Consider the following 15,871-nt stretch of genomic DNA (forward strand, 5'->3'; position numbering starts at 1 on the left):
GATGAAACCGATTTTATCTAAACCTCAACTAGGTTACTCCAAGGCAAAGCGTAAATTTGAGGATACATCCAAAGTTTTGGAGAAGAAAATTGAAGAGACGGCTAAATTGCAAGAGGTAACCCAGGAGGTTATGGAAGGGCTTGTAGTTGAAACCGGTTTTCATGAAGCATTTACAGCGCTACGTGCGGCTGAGAATGAATTGATTGAGTGGTCCCGCATCACGATGACGCATGAGAAGACATACAAGGACAATAAAGAAGCAGTTGATAGCATGTACGAGAAATTGAATAGTGATCCGCAGATGCGAGCTCGTATCATCCAATTAGCCATGAGAGTTAGATGATTTGCCGAACGGTTGCGACGAGTGTTGTCCATAGGACGTCCTAAAAAAGGACGTCTTATTTGTCATGTCTGTACATATATTAAGGATAGTGCGAATTGGGAAAAGTTTCTTAATGACTGACATATTTCGGCATGATATACTAATTTCCGTCAGTAGGTAGCGAAGTAAAAAAGATCAAATTGAGGATATTCCTAGAAAAGTTACAATCTCGCAATTTTTTTTTGGAATCCCCGCAACTTTTTGAAATCTGCTGCGTTTAAGTTGTAGAGCATTGACAATGACGACCAATTTAGACATGGCAATACGTTCCTCATAGGGAAACTTGTCTATCTATTAGAAAAATTAGCTTTACGGCACTTGGGACTCATTGTATAATGTTTAGGTAGGATTAGGAAACTAGTCTATTTCTACATTCTACTAATTGAATTGGTTTACAAGTTTCTGCGATTTTGTCGCAGACCTAATTTATAGGAAACCTGCTCAGGCTCTGGAAAGGGGGTGCAATGGCTAATGAGTAACACGAGCTATTCATTTAAAGAAAATTCTCATTTGTTAGTTAATCAAGGAGGAGAAAAAAAGGTTATGAAGAAAATTTTATCCGTAGCTCTGTCTACAGCAATGGCATTCTCTATGTTTGCTTCTGTAGCTTTCGGCGCCGAAGCTAATTTGTCGCCTGAACAACAATTTAACGCTTTGAAAGAAGCTGGTATCGTTACTGGCTACCCAGATGGTTTGTCCCACCTGGAAAGAACTCTGACTCGTGCTGAACTGGCTAAAATCGTTGTTAACGCAATCGCTTTGGAACCAGTAACAGGCGTGGCTACTTACAAGGACAAAAACTACAGTGCTTCCCACTGGGCAGCTCCTTACATTGAAGCAGCTACTGCAGCTGGTATCCTTCAAGGTAAAGACACTGTAAAAGGTTTGTTCGATCCATCGGGTAACGTAACAGTTCAAGAACTGGCTAAAGTTCTGGTAACTGCTTTGGAGCTTGAAGTTCCTGCTGATGCTGAAAACACTGCATCTCCATGGGCTAAAGGTTATGTAGCAGCAGCTGTTGAAGCTGGCTTCATTGCTGAAGGTATCAACTACCAAGCAGCAGCTACTCGTTCCCAAGCTGTAGTTGCAGCATATGCAATCTACGAAAACGCTCAAGTACCTTCTGTAGCTTCCTACACAGTTTCCGAAGGTGGTAAAGTTGTTGAATTCAAACTTTCCAACGACGAAGTTGTAAAAGTTGAATTGGAAACTGCTTTGGTACCAAACAAAGAAACTGAAGTTAAATTCACTCACAACGGTGTTGAGTACACTGAAAAAGTAACTTATGTTACTACTGTGGCTCAAACAGTTCAATCCGTTAAAGCTGAAGACCTGAAGCAAATCGTCGTTACTTTTGACGGTACTGTGGATGCTAAAACAGCTGGAGAAATTGCTAACTACACAATCGATGGTAAGAGCTTTGATAGCGCTGAAGTTTCTGAAGATAAGACTAGCGTTACCTTGTTGTTGGATAAAGTATCCGTTCTTACTAACCAAAAACAAGTTGAAATCAGCTTGAACAACGTTAAGAATGAAGATGGTACTAAAACATTCAGTCAAAAAGTACAATTCACTCCGATTGATGTTACTGCTCCAACAGTGAAAGAAGTAGTTGGATTAGGTACCAAAGCTTTCAAAATTAAATTCAGCGAGCCGGTAAAAGAAGCAGATGCTATTACTTCTGCTAACTACCGTATTGATGGAAAAGTAATCGGTGCTGCTATTAAGTATGCTTATCCTGATACTGTAATTGTTAGCACTCAACTCGAAGAAGGAGAGCATACACTGCGTGTAAGTGGAGTGGCTGATTTCTCTGGTCTGAGTGTTGCACCAGTTGAAAACACGTTCACAACTGTAGTTGATACAGAAGCTCCTGAAATCGAAAGCGTTAAAGCTGATGATTTGACAAAAGTAGTTGTTACATTTAATGAAACTATTAAATCTGTAGGCAGCGCTTATGCAAATACATCATCTAAAACTGCTACAAAGATTGAAATCAACGACAACAAAGTAACGTTGAGCTTTGATGGCGACTCCAAACGTTTGAATCAAGGCGAAAACACAGTAGTTCTGAAGGGTGTTTCTGACTACAGTGGTAACTCTGCTGATCGTGAAGCGAAAGTTACACCAGAACTTGATACTGTACGTCCGGAAGTAACTAATGTTGATTTCAAAAAAGATGGCGTTAATTATGTAGCTGAACTTCAATTTAGCAAAACCTTGAAACTTGAAACTGCCACAGATGCTGAGAATTACAAGCTGGTAGATGCTGATGGGAAAGTTGCTAAAATTGCTGGTGTGAATAATGATGGTAATCCAGTTCGCACTATTGTTTATAACTCAACAACCAAGAAGGTAACTCTTAATTTTGGCCCTGTTTTTGACAAAGAATACACTTTGGAAATTTCAGGCGTAAGAGATAATGCCTTTATTGGTAACGAAATCATTCCTTACTCTGTTAAGTTGAACCCTGAAGGTACAGAACAAGGTGAAATTTCGCGTGTATGGATTGATGATGCAATTACTGCTGATGGTGGTAAATATGTATATGTTGAGTTCAATGCTCCTATCGCTTTGAGTGGTAATGGTAGCGCCTTGGATCCTGCAAAGTATAGCTTTGCTACTTCGGCTAATGCTAATGCGACTAAGACTCGTTTGACTACTAAAGCTGACGATGTTGAACCAGTAACTTCCAGTTCCGTGCGTATTTACACAGAAAAGACAATTGCTAACGGACATACTTTGTATGCAGACTACATCGCTAACACTGATGGTAAGTATCTGACAGGTAGTGATGCAACTGGAAATAACTACACTCTTTCCAAGGTAGTTACTGCGAAGAATGCATCTGTTACCGTTGATAGTGTCGAAGCTACAGGTACAAAAACATTGAAAGTAAAATTTGATGCTGCTCTGAACGTTGTTAATCCACGTGACTTTGTAGTAGAGGATAACAGTGTTACAGGTGTAACTTATGCTCCTAATGATTATACTTTGAGCAACGATGGTAAGACACTTGAGCTGAAGTTTGCTGATAGTCAAAAGTTGCCAGCATCCTTCGACGCTTCCCGATTGACTTTAACAGCAGCAGGTGGTGCCAATTCGGTAACACGTGATACGTTTGGTAATCCTGTAGCTGTTGATGAAGCAGTTTCTGACAAAATTGCTCCAGAAGTAACTGATGTATTCTCTTTTGCTTCTAATGTAGCTACCTTTACTACTACTGAAGAGATTAGAGATAACGTTAATGGAGCTTTCTTGAACTCGCTGTTTAAGGTTGAAGTAACTGACGAGTTTGGTGTTAAAAATGATGTTTCTAATATAACTGTAACGGCAAGTGGAACAACTATTACAGTTTCATTCACTACAGCTCGTACAGTTGGAGATAACGACTATGTACATGTAGCATTAGAGAAAAATGCTGGTGCAATTACTGACCTTCAAGGTAATGATTTGAAAGATTTCAGTAAGAATGTAAGATAATTTACTGTGATCAAAATGAAAGACGTATCCTTCAAAGGGTACGTCTTTTATTTGTTTCTAAGGCTTAACAAGTTAAGTACGTGAAGCATGGGAAACAAAAACCATTTGCGTGGTGGGTGGGGTGACCTCGCAACAGATTTTGTTTTCAGCGAGTCTGGTTTCTTTAGACACAGTTTTTCAGGAGAAACTTACACCCGGGAGTACAGACATCCCCGGTTCAAAGAGGGATCATGATTCTAAGGGAACTTCAATATTATGTTATTGCTTATTTTCAGCGATATTTCAGATTCTTCTGTTAAACTTTTTTTAGTTTGATGCGTATATACTATATAGGACTAAAAAGTAGGAGGACTGAAATTGAATAGAACCAGGATATTTGTAGCTTCAATGGCGGTAACTGCTTTACTTGGCCAAGCTTTTGCGGGGCCTGTTAATGTTGCTGCTGCCGCTACAAAGAAAACAACGACTTCTCAGAAGCAACCTGCAGTGAAGACACTTAGTCAGTTGAAGGCCGTGAGTATTGGTGCGAAGAGTACGGTTAAGTTAACCAACGTTAATATTTTGTCTCAAGATGACGAAAATATATTGACGTATACTTTGACTTATCACAATGGGGGGAGTTCTGCTTTATCCCTGCTTGATTATTGGTCAAAAGTTAAGACGAAATCGGGAACGGTCTATAGTGTGTCTGCGATCAGTACGGACAAAGACAAAAAGACAGTTGTTCCAGGAGCTTCTGTTAATGTCACTTATACGGCCAAGATTGCTAAGGGCTTAAAGTATAGTGACTTGAACTTCCAAGTAATAAAATGGAATTTCAGTGTTGCCGGGTATGAACAATTGCTGGGAAGCATTAGCGTGCCAGCCTCTTACGTGGTGGCTACTCCTGTAAACACAACAGGAAAGCTTGTTTTTGGTGAGAATTCAGCCAATGCTAAAGTAACTTCAGTAAATGTGATTGGGCTAGGAAGCTATAATTATGTAGGGGTTGCCTTGCAATTACATAATTCAGGCTCCAGAACAATTGAAAATCCCAATTTAAAATATATATTACAAACCCCTAGCGGCACCCCATTTGCTCTAACTGCAGATGCGTCTAGTACAAATTATCAAATTCATCCTCAGGAGATCAAAACACTTAATTTGATTGCCAAATTGCCTAAAACGGTAAATACGGCTAATCTACAACTTCTAGTGGCTCAGAATGATGAAACCACCAAGGCCGATCTGCCTTTGGCCACCATGGACTTGGGCACGAAAAAGGGGCAGCAGTCTGTAACTGCTGTAGATAAAGAACGTATTCTGAATGTGAGTAATAATCGAATTGCCACTAGAATAGATAGCGTATCACGGAATCAAAGCTTTGGGGAAAGCAGCTTGTCTGTACAGTTTGCTTTGAGTAATAAAGGTGATCAAACAGTAACTTTGCCTAATTATGCATTTGAAATTCAAGCGGGTGCCAAATCGTATACCTTATCAGCTAGTGGCCTGGAAGGGATAACATTAGGGCCTGGGGAAGAACAGTTGATCTCAGTTGATGGTACAATTCCCGTCATTGTTAACTCAGACGAACTGGAACTGATACTTAAAACACCAGGGAGCACCTCAGGCTCTGGAGAAGGGGCAGCTCCTGAGACGGCTAGTACTTATCCATTAGCAGCCTATAGTTTACCTGATTATACCGAAATGCAAAGCTCGGTAGGTCAAGAGAGAATTGTGAAAAACAATGATGGAACATTTGGTGTTACACTGGATGCTGTTCAGAAGCTTCCTTGGAATGATGGAAACTTGCTGGCTACTAAAGTTACCATTACTAACAAAGGTACTAAAGCGGCGAAATTACCGGAATTGGTTGGAGCATACAAATTGGATTTGACCACACTTAGCAATGATGTGCAATTGGTAAGTAGTAACACTACACAGATTCTGGGTCCTGGTGAAAAGACTAGTGTTTATGTGGTAGCAAATGTTCCAAGTAGTCTTACATTCTCCCAATTGCAGGTTCAACTACTTCAAAAAGTAGGTGCTGATAAGACGAGCAATTGGACGATGTTCTCTAATTATGGGAAAACAAGTGATCTGAAGGAAATTGCAGATGGGTCATACTTCAATTTGGAGACAGCAGGCAAGAAATCTGATCTGCAAGCGCGTAAGACTTATATGTACAAGGGAAGCAGTAACGATATCATCTATTCTGAATTGATTATGAAGAACCGGGAGACTAAGCAAGTGACTCCAAGTCAGCTTACGGGCTACTTCTTAACGGATAAAGGCCAATACTACAAAGCCGAAGCCAATCAGGTAACCCATTCGGTGGGGCCAGATGCGGCAAGCATCGTTTCCTTCTCTGCCAAGGTTCCTAAAGGGACAGTTGTATCCAACTGGCAGCTAGTTGTTGGTGAGAGCATTACGGAGAATAAGTTTACTGAAGGAGAAGCCAAGCCTACAGGTTATGTAAATGCTTCTGCAATGGAGCTTAATATGGATAGCCGAGATATTAAGAATACACTGAAGGATGTTGAGTTGTTCCCTTACACCTTGTCTGTTCGAGATGTGATTGGCAACACAACTTCTGGTGGCCTTGAACTTAAGATGAAGTATGACCTCAAACGTGATCTCGCTTTTGAAATGGGGACATTCCAACATAAATTTATTTTGGAAGTCGTAGATTCTAGTGGTGCTCGTTTTGAGAAAGAAATTGAGTTGGAAAAAGACTTCATTGTTGGTGGTAACTTGTCTTATTCGTACGTAATCAATGATCCTATCTTTGCCACTTCGCGGTCTGGCGGTTTCCAATTCTCCATTTATGATTTGTATCAAGGAGAAAAAACTAAGATTGCAACTCAGGCAGCATACTACAGTAATAATTCTTTATTTGACTGATTAGGATGAACATCGATCGTCTAATTACAAGCCCAAATCCATCCCGGATTTGGGCTTGTTTCACTCTATCAAAACCTCTATCATAGACAGTAGCAGATTCATAGAGGAGGAACATAATGAAGTCAGTTTGGAAAGTTACGGCTGCGGTAGTTCTGATTGGCGGTAGTGTATGGGCAGGATCTTTGTTAAATATGCAAGCAGAGGGAGCAGAGGCCACACCAGGAACCACTAACGACCCTGTGGTGACGAAGAGTTATGTGGACCAGGCTATTCGTCAGGCGTTGGGGGGCGGGGGCTCATCTGAACCATCCAAGGAGACTCCGGTGACAAGCCCTGGTAGTTCAGGCAACTCAGGCGGTAGCTCTAGCGAAGAAACGATTAGCATTGTTGAGGTGAAGCCTGGGAAGATCCTTATTGCTTCCGCGGGAGCAGAATTCATCGTCCGTTCCGGCAAAGCCATAATTTATAGCACAGATTCAAATGGTGTTGCTGATCTTACGGACGGTAAGGATATTGCCAATGGTGGTACGGTAGTGAATAATCATTTGTTATCTTTCCCTCGGGAAGGACGGGGTATTCAAGTGGTGGATGGAGATACCCATAATCTGATTGTAATGGTGCGTGGCGGTTATAAGGTTCAGTAATAGGCCATATAAATTCCATGATCTTGCATAAGTAACAACCATTGATTCGTGTAAATTAGAACCGTTAACACATACTACTTCTGAAGATATTACTTTCTCAGGAGGTGTCTGCAATTATGGCAAGAAGTAATCGTAAAATTGTACCTGAAAGCCGTCATGTGCTACAGCAATGGAAATATGAAATTGCCGCCGAATTTGGGTTACCCGTGGGTTATGGAGCGGCAGGCGTAGCAGATACAGAATTCGCCGGTGAATTAGGCGCTACGAGTAGTGGCGGGCATATAAACCGCGGGGGTTGGGGACATTTGACATCTCGTGAAAATGGATCGATAGGTGGAGAGATCACTAAACGGTTGGTTGCCCATGCGGAGCGGGATTTTTCTTTATAACATAATTCCGACAAAAAAACATGAATTTATTTTGACACGACCTGTCAAATGCGATAATATTTCATTTGAGGATTGTCGATCAAACCTTTTCCAGTGTGGAAAAGGTTCATTTTTTGATTATCAACCGCATTACTGCGATCCTTACATAAAATATTATCTCCATACGCTGGGGAGGAGGTTCCATTTATGTCTATACAAGGAAGACACTTATTTACTTCAGAGTCTGTTACCGAAGGACATCCTGATAAAATTTGTGATCAGATTTCAGATGCAGTACTTGATGCCTTTCTGGAAAATGATCCTTATGCCAGAGTAGCGTGCGAAGTATCGGTTGCTACAGGTCTTGTGCTAGTCATTGGTGAGATCAGCACCAAATCGGAATATGTAGATATTCCGGCTATTGTACGGAAGACGGTCAAGGAAATTGGATATACTCGGGCCAAATACGGCTTTGATTCCGATACCTGTGCAGTGCTTACCTCGTTGAACGAGCAATCTGCAGATATAGCTCAAGGCGTTAATGCAGCTCTGGAAAATCGTGACCCGGATCAAATGGATAAGGAAACAGCGAATATTGGTGCCGGTGACCAAGGCCTGATGTTTGGTTTTGCGACCAATGAAACCCCTGAGTATATGCCTTTGCCGATTGCTTTGTCGCATCGTATTGCTCGTCGCCTTGCTGAGGTTCGCAAGGATGGTTTACTGAGTTACCTGCGCCCCGATGGAAAAACACAAGTAACGATTGAATACTTGGATGGTAAGCCAAAACGTGTGGATACGATTGTAGTATCTACCCAACATGCGGAAGATATTACGTTGGAGCAAATCCAACGGGATATTAAAGAACAGGTCATTCTTCCAGTGGTTCCTGCTGAACTGCTCGATGAGGAAACCAAATACTTTATTAACCCTACAGGTCGGTTTGTAATTGGGGGTCCTCAAGGGGATGCCGGACTTACTGGCCGGAAAATTATTGTAGATACTTATGGCGGTTATGCTCGTCATGGCGGGGGAGCCTTCTCCGGGAAGGATCCGACTAAGGTGGACCGTTCTGCGGCATATGCAGCTCGTTATGTAGCCAAGAACCTGGTAGCTGCGGGCTTGGCAGATAAAGTGGAAATTCAGCTTGCTTATGCCATCGGAGTTGCTAATCCCGTGTCCATTAATGTGGATACTTATGGGACGGGCAAGGTGCCAGAGGCGAAGCTAGTCGAACTTGTTCGTGACAACTTCGATCTTCGTCCGGCGGGTATTATTCGCATGCTGGATCTTCGTCGTCCCATCTACCGCCAGACGGCGGCTTATGGACACTTCGGACGTACAGACCTCGACTTGCCTTGGGAAAGAGTGGACAAGGCAGATGCTTTGAAGCAACAGGCTGGTCTCTAATCAATCAACGCTAGTTTAAAGAACTAACGGACCTTTTTCCTAAACGGAAGAAGGTCTGTTTTTTTGGCAAAATTCTTCCTTACCCAGTTTGATATCGGTCCAGAACGTTTGAATGCTGCCTAAACTTATAGACCCATTTTGCCGTTAATAAATATAGGTGTGTGCCGGTTTAGAGACTGTCTACATAGATTATTTAGCTAGAGAGGGGAACAAGGAAAATGAAAAGGAAAGTATCCACCGTACTTGCTATGTTGTTGACCTTTTGTATGTTGGTCCAGCCTGCATCGTTGGCTACGGCTTCAAGCATGGTAGTTCAAGAAACTGTAACAGGACAGTATACTGGTGAAGAAGCGAACCAGTTGTTGTTCCATAGTTTGGAGAGTAATAGTCAAGTCGTTGGGAAGCCGTTGGCGGCTGTATCTGCGACGCAAGCAACTTATCCACGACAAACGAGTCTAAGTCCTGCGGACAACAGTACGGGAATTAACGTGAATACAGATTTAGTGATCACCTTTGATCGTAGAGTTGCTGTAAATTATAGTAGTGGAATCACCTTGAAAAAAAGCAGTAATAATACATCTATTTCTACTGATGTTCGCGTCAGTGGAACACAAGTTATTATTACACCTAGAAGTGCCTTGGAATCCGCCACAAATTACTACGTTGAAATTGACAAGGGAGCCATAGGGGATTTCCTAGATCCTAGGGTGTTTGTCTTTGACGGAATCAGCGGGAGCAATGCTTGGAACTTCCAAACTGCCAGGACTTATAATGATACCACCCCTCCTGTGCTGAAGGCGACCACAATGTACAATACCATGACGATTCGTCTGCAATATGACGAGCCATTGAATTCAGACTATAGTCTGACGACTAGTTACTTTACAGTCACTGTAAATGGAGATGCTCGGCGAATTAGCAATGCGTACGCATCTGGTGATAGTGTCTACGTGGTATTAGAAGCCGGGGTAGCGATTGGACAAAATGTGAAGATCAGCTATAACGGTAGTGGCTATAGAGCTATACGAGACAACGCTGGAAATATGGCTGCTGCCTTCTCTGCCAAAGACGTAACGAACGGCGTAGATTCAGTCATGCCGAAGCCGAGAGATGGTCATATCTCCGGGAGTACGTTGACGTTGTATTTTAATGAAAGTTTAAAGTCGGTATCGACCTACGCTTACCAGCAATTTACGGTTACCGCTGACGGTTCAGTGAAATCGATAGACCGTCTGAGCCAAAGTGGTTCAACGGTTACCCTTTATTTATCCAGTGCCGTAACGAATGGACAGGTCGTCAAAGTATCGTATACTCCAGACTCTTACCCGCTAAAAAATAGCCGGGATCTGGAGATTTCAGCTTTTAGTGATTTTCTGGTGCGAAACTATAACGATACTAAGCCCCCAGAGTTAGTGGGAGTTGAGGGCTCGGAAAATAAAATCACGATGAAGTATAATGAGGCGTTAAGAACCTCGATTACACCGCCGAAGAGTTATTTTTCGGTGCTGGTCAACAACTCTCCTGTCTATGTTACCAAGGTAGAGGTGGAGTCCGATCAAGTTACACTTACTCTGGCTTCATCTTTTAACAAGGATCAGAATGTGACTTTGTCTTATGTATCTGGGGTGGATGGCATTGCCGATCTAAACGGTAACCTGGCCGGATATATCAACTTGAAGTCTGTTGGGTATGGAGCTGTAGCGGATGGAGTTCAGTCGGCTGCGGTAAACGGTGATATTTTATCCATTGTGTACAATAAATCTTTACGAACCGTGTCCAATTTACCAACTGGTCAGTTCTCGGTACTTGTCAATCAGGTTAGCCGGGGAGTCCAAGCTGGCGAAGTCAGTGGAGATACCGTGCTGCTTAAGCTGACCTCTCCGGTTACGGCAGGACAGACGGTTGTATTAACTTATTACACGGGAACCAATCCATTGTATGATAATCAAGGAAATATGCTAAGAAGCTTCAGCAATATGGCTGTACAAAATTTGACCGGTGGTGGTTCCGGAGCAACGCAACTGGATTATTTGAATACCGTGGCTGCAGGTGAATTAGGCAGCGGCGGGTATTTGCTCAATATGAAAGCTGCTACAACTTCTTCGAGCCAGTCCAGACGTGGACAAGCAATCAAACGCTATGTGCTGGATAACACTAAGCTACGGGATGCCTTGCAATTCCTGGATAGCAGCAAGGCAACCTCCCAAAAGCTGATATTTGAAGTGCCTGCTACAGAGAAGGCCGCTGAGCTAGTTGTGCCGATTGGTGCGCTTATTGATTATTATAGTCTGGGAAGAACAGGTACTATCGCTTTGAAATATAAAGACGTAATGTATGAGCTACCGCTGGAAAAAATTCCATACAACAGCATTTCACGTCATTTTGATAATACTAATCTGATTAGCGCTTTTGTGAGAATTCAATTGGAGCCTGTCTCCAGAATGGAGTTGTCTACTCCTTATGCTCCTACCACTAATATTACTCCACTCGTAGATCCTGTGGAGGTGCAGGTCTCCGCTTACAACGGCTTGATGGCCAGCAACGCGCTGGATTTGGAGATGACAGGGAAGCTTTATTTCAAAACGCCAATGCTTCAGTCAGGCTATGGGACGGTCTTCTTAAGTTCCTATGATAGAGTAACGGGAGCTATTACCTACATTCCTTCAAGTAAATCGGGCAGTGGGAGCGAAGCAGTGCTGACAGGAGTGCTGAATGGCAACTTTATCGTAGGCCCGGCCGAGGGCTACAGCTATTTCTCGGACGTCTCCAAGCATTGGGCCAAAAATGATATTGCAGAGCTGTCGAATCGCTTGATTATTTCGGCACGTTCTTTAGATAGTAGCAAATTTCAGCCTAATGAAAACATAACCCGCGCGGAGTTTGCCGAGTTTATTGTCAAGGGACTTGGACTTGTTGGGGATGAGGAAGGCGTACGTCGCTTCCCGGATGTATCTGCGGGATCCATGGCTGCTTACATTGGCGCTGCTGCCAAGGCAGGGATCATCAACGGCAACTCGGACGGAACGTTCAAACCGAATAGTTATATTACGCGCGAGCAGATGGCGCTGATGATGGTTCGGGCGATGGATTATGCCGGGTATGATATGTCGATGAATGGAGCGAGTGCTGCTACATTAACTCGTTTCAAGGACGTCTCCAAGATTCAATCCAAGGACACGGTGGCCAAAGCGGTGAAGGAAGGGATTATCCAAGGCGTATCGGTGAATACCTTCCAGCCGCAAGGCAATGCAACAAGGGCGCAGGCAGCAGTCATGCTCAAACGAGTTTTGGATAAGCTGAACTATCTATAAGATTATGTTCAAAAGTCGGGTTTACAGGACCGAGAAGGTTGGATGAAGCGAGGGACTGAGTAGCGGAGCTACACGTTTTCGGAGAAAACGACTTCGGAAGCATGGGTACGTGAGCAACGGAAGGCCCGCGTGAATTCAAGATTCGATGTCGAATCCACTCCTCGAACAACCTCGTCAAGGGAAGACGACTTATTGAACAACCTCTATAAGATTGTGAATCATCCCGGTGCGGGGATAACCTGCATCGGGATTTTTTTGTTATATGGCTTTTTATACACAAGTTATCCACCAAAATCACAAAATCCACAAGTAATTCACTTGGGAAAAGAAAGATTATAGATAGTTACCCACAATATCCACAAAACTTATCAACAAAACCCACATTATTCACAATGGTTAGGAGTTAAAATCATAATTTTATAAAGAAATTCTATAAATTGTGGATAGTTCTGCTAGTTTTCTTTAACAATCTCGCTTTTTTTCGTAACTTTTCTGGCTAAATACAGTCTATAAATAGAGTAATAGTTTGGAGATAGGGGATATCCCTAATCCGGAACTGATTTTGTTTAAATAGATGGGAGAGTCGTTATCTAAAATGGTAGTCAAACAAGAGGAAACTGAAGAAGTTGTCGTCAAATTGGAAGCTGCACGTCCTAACTCGAAATTTACCCGGCTGGTCGTTAGCCATGGCAAGAAGTTGGCATTGGTTACACTGGCGGGATTAATATGGATTCAACCTGTCATTGGACTTGGCCCCCTTGGAGGTCCTGCATTAACTGCCGAAGCAGCAGCCAGTCAAACGGTGAAGCGAGGGGAAGAAATCATTACCTCTGGAGCCAGAATTATTAAATATGAATATACGGTCACTCGCTCAGGAAAGCCCGTGAAGGTATTGGCTGATGTGATAGAAGTAGATTTAACCAACCCCTATGTACAGCTTGATGTGATGACTGGCAAGGGGGGGCAAGTTACAACCAGACAAACGGTCGAAAACATGGCGAAAGAAAATGGAGCCGTGGCTGGTGTTAATGGGGATTTCTTTGCCACTAAAGGACAGGGAGTTCCCATGGGAGGGGCCGTTTCTCAAGGCACCATGGTGACTAGTCCAACGCAGTTACAGGGGATGTATGCCTTTGTCGTGCGTAATGATGGAACTCCGATGATTGATCGGTTCAGCTTTAACGGTACCGTATTTGCCGAGGATGGGTCTACCTTTGCTCTTAGTGGAATCAATCAGGAAGCCTACATGACAGAACCGGAGAAGGCCTATAGCCATGCCGGCAAAATGTACATCTACACCAGTGCGTGGAAGGCAGAAGCACGGCCGGCAGATAGCTCAACAACGCCTACGGAGGTAATGGTGCAAGGGGGAGTGGTCACGCAAGTATCCTTGCAGTCGGCCATCCCAGGAGCGGTGCCGCCGGACGGCTATATTTTGCGTGCCCATGGGGCTGCTGCGGAATATGTGGCTTCACATCTTACGGTAGGCGCGCGGGTGGATACTAGTTATGAGCTGCGTTCGCAAACGGATGGGCAAATCGTCAATCCGGCTGACCTGAAAATGATGATTGGTGGACATACCTTGTTGGTTGATCAAGGCAAGGCTTCGGCATTTACTCGTTCTACTACATCGATTAGCGGCGGAAGTGCCGTAGCTCGAACGGCAGTTGGCTATTCCAAGGACGGAAAGAAAGCTTATATTATTACCGCTGAGAAGAATGGCAGCAGCAGTGGGATGACATTGAAAGAATTGCAAAGCTTTATGACAGGAATTGGCGTCTGGAAGGGCGTAAACCTGGACGGTGGCGGCTCTACGACGATGGTGACGCGGCCGCTCGCTGAAACGAATGCCCAGTTAACATTTACTACCTCCAATGGCTCAGCAGGCCAACGTGCGGTTGCTAATGGCTTGGGTGTATTTAGTACGGCGCCGCAAGGAGCGCTGAAGGGCCTGAAGGTGAGTGGTGCCTCAACGCTGCTCATTGGACAAACCGTCCCTTACTCTTTGAAGGGCTATGATACTTACTATAATCCGATCGATACGGGAAGCATTCAGGCTTCATGGAAAGCTAGCAATGGCAATGTAGTCTGGACGGATGGAGGTTTTAAAGGCGTAAAGGCAGGAACCACCAAAATTACGGCATCCAGCGGAGAAGCTAACACTAGTATGGATGTGAAGGTGCTGGGAGGCTCAGATCTGGAGAGCTTAACGCCAGGCACTACCTTTGCTCCATTGGAGGCGGGAGCTAGCGTAACGGTTGCCATCACGGCGCAAATCAAAAATGGAGCTGCGGTAGAAGTACCTTCTGAATCTGTAAAATGGACCTTTAGTGGTATGAAGGCCAGCGTGCAAAATGGTGTCTTGACCGTGCAGTCGATTAATGAGGGGGCGAAGTTTGCCTATGCAACGCCTTCTTATGACGGATTTACTGGTACACCGGTCGTACTTGCGGCTTCCTTAGAGACAATTTGGGAAAGCTTCGAGAATATCACCTACCCGATTTCCTTTACCGGGCTTCCGGCGGGAGTGACCGGCTCGGCGACGATCGTGCCAGGCAGCGGCGAGCGTGCCAACTCTCAGGTACTTCAGCTTGATTATGATCTGACCGGAGGAAGTGGCGGCAAGTTTGCTTATGCAGAATTTAACGGGGGAAGCGGTCGAGCCATTCCGGACAATGCTACGGCATTAACAGTGGATGTGTTTGGCGATGCCAGTCTGAACTGGGTGCGGGCAGAGTTGTCCGATGCTGATGGGAAGCCGGTATACGTGGATCTGGCACGTCCGATGGATTTCACCGGTTGGAAGACCGTGACCGCTGACTTGACAGCAAATACAATTAAATACCCGGCCAAACTCAAACGGCTGTATGTCGTGAACGTAGAAGAAGGTCAGGATGAGCGAGCGTTGACAGGAAGCGTATCTTTTGACAATGTACGCTTCACAGCACCGGCCCTAGAGGGAGACACAGGCTTCCCAAGTGCCAAGGCTGTGATGGTGCTGGGTCAAAAAACGATGACTGTTAATGGGAAGCAGCAAAGTCTGGAAGCAGCACCGTTGTTGCAAAACAATACTACTTATGTTCCGATCAAATATGTGTTGGACGCTTTTGGCGGCAATGCAGCCTGGAATAGCGCAGCTAAGAAAATTACGGTCACCCGGGGGGCAACTACGTTAGAATTAACGGTGGGCAAGAAGGAATTTCTGCTGAATGGGGCCGCAAATAAAGCAGAGGTTTCACCAATAATTGTAAATAGTAGGACTTTAGTCCCGCTTCGAATGGTATCTGAACAACTTGGGATTGGCGTAAATTGGGAACAGAAAACCAAATCCATTACTCTCGAATCATGATATGATTAGTCTTGAACTATATGGACTAAAGAACGGAGAAG

The 15,871-nt window shown here is 44.0% G+C and carries 8 protein-coding genes; all 8 read left to right on the plus strand.

The window, feature by feature from the left end; genetic code table 11:
- The first annotated feature begins 1 nt into the window (after position 1).
- The 8 genes from AC1VOR_RS12375 to AC1VOR_RS12410 all read left to right on the plus strand — a co-directional run bounded on the left by AC1VOR_RS12375 (position 2) and on the right by AC1VOR_RS12410 (position 15,830).
- Positions 2-343, plus strand: coding sequence for a hypothetical protein (locus AC1VOR_RS12375; RefSeq protein ID WP_482618207.1), 342 nt, complete (start codon positions 2-4; stop codon positions 341-343).
- A 510-nt stretch (positions 344-853) separates the two neighbouring features.
- Positions 854-3,865: an S-layer homology domain-containing protein gene (locus tag AC1VOR_RS12380; protein WP_482618208.1), complete on the plus strand. Its 3,012-nt coding sequence runs from the start codon at positions 854-856 to the stop codon at positions 3,863-3,865.
- 357 nt (positions 3,866-4,222) lie between these two features.
- Positions 4,223-6,748, plus strand: a complete 2,526-nt coding sequence (locus AC1VOR_RS12385; RefSeq protein ID WP_482618210.1) for a hypothetical protein — start codon at positions 4,223-4,225, stop codon at positions 6,746-6,748.
- Between the two features lie 116 nt (positions 6,749-6,864).
- Positions 6,865-7,392 carry a hypothetical protein gene (locus tag AC1VOR_RS12390; protein ID WP_482618211.1) on the plus strand — a complete coding sequence of 176 codons (528 nt, stop codon included), beginning with the start codon at positions 6,865-6,867 and terminating at the stop codon, positions 7,390-7,392.
- A gap of 116 nt (positions 7,393-7,508) precedes the next feature.
- Complete coding sequence (locus AC1VOR_RS12395; protein WP_482618212.1) at positions 7,509-7,781, plus strand: alpha/beta-type small acid-soluble spore protein; 273 nt, start codon at positions 7,509-7,511, stop codon at positions 7,779-7,781.
- Between the two features lie 186 nt (positions 7,782-7,967).
- Positions 7,968-9,170, plus strand: a complete 1,203-nt coding sequence (gene metK / locus AC1VOR_RS12400; protein WP_482618214.1) for a methionine adenosyltransferase — start codon at positions 7,968-7,970, stop codon at positions 9,168-9,170.
- Positions 9,171-9,388: 218 nt separating this feature from the next.
- Complete coding sequence (locus tag AC1VOR_RS12405; RefSeq protein WP_482618216.1) at positions 9,389-12,481, plus strand: SwmB domain-containing protein; 3,093 nt, start codon at positions 9,389-9,391, stop codon at positions 12,479-12,481.
- A 574-nt stretch (positions 12,482-13,055) separates the two neighbouring features.
- The gene (locus tag AC1VOR_RS12410) at positions 13,056-15,830 is read left to right on the plus strand and encodes a stalk domain-containing protein (protein ID WP_482618217.1); all 2,775 of its coding nucleotides are present in this window, start codon (positions 13,056-13,058) and stop codon (positions 15,828-15,830) included.
- Positions 15,831-15,871: the final 41 nt, after the last annotated feature.

Source organism: Paenibacillus sp. 1SOY10 (assembly GCF_056836745.1).

Excerpts from the sequence above, each read along its gene's own strand:
- AC1VOR_RS12375 (WP_482618207.1), top strand. The coding sequence starts at position 2 with ATGAAACCGATTTTATCTAAACCTCAACTAGGTTACTCCAAGGCAAAG.
- AC1VOR_RS12410 (WP_482618217.1), top strand. The coding sequence starts at position 13,056 with ATGGGAGAGTCGTTATCTAAAATGGTAGTCAAACAAGAGGAAACTGAA.
- metK (WP_482618214.1), top strand. The coding sequence starts at position 7,968 with ATGTCTATACAAGGAAGACACTTATTTACTTCAGAGTCTGTTACCGAA.
- AC1VOR_RS12395 (WP_482618212.1), top strand. The coding sequence starts at position 7,509 with ATGGCAAGAAGTAATCGTAAAATTGTACCTGAAAGCCGTCATGTGCTA.
- AC1VOR_RS12380 (WP_482618208.1), top strand. The coding sequence starts at position 854 with ATGAGTAACACGAGCTATTCATTTAAAGAAAATTCTCATTTGTTAGTT.
- AC1VOR_RS12405 (WP_482618216.1), top strand. The coding sequence starts at position 9,389 with ATGAAAAGGAAAGTATCCACCGTACTTGCTATGTTGTTGACCTTTTGT.
- AC1VOR_RS12390 (WP_482618211.1), top strand. The coding sequence starts at position 6,865 with ATGAAGTCAGTTTGGAAAGTTACGGCTGCGGTAGTTCTGATTGGCGGT.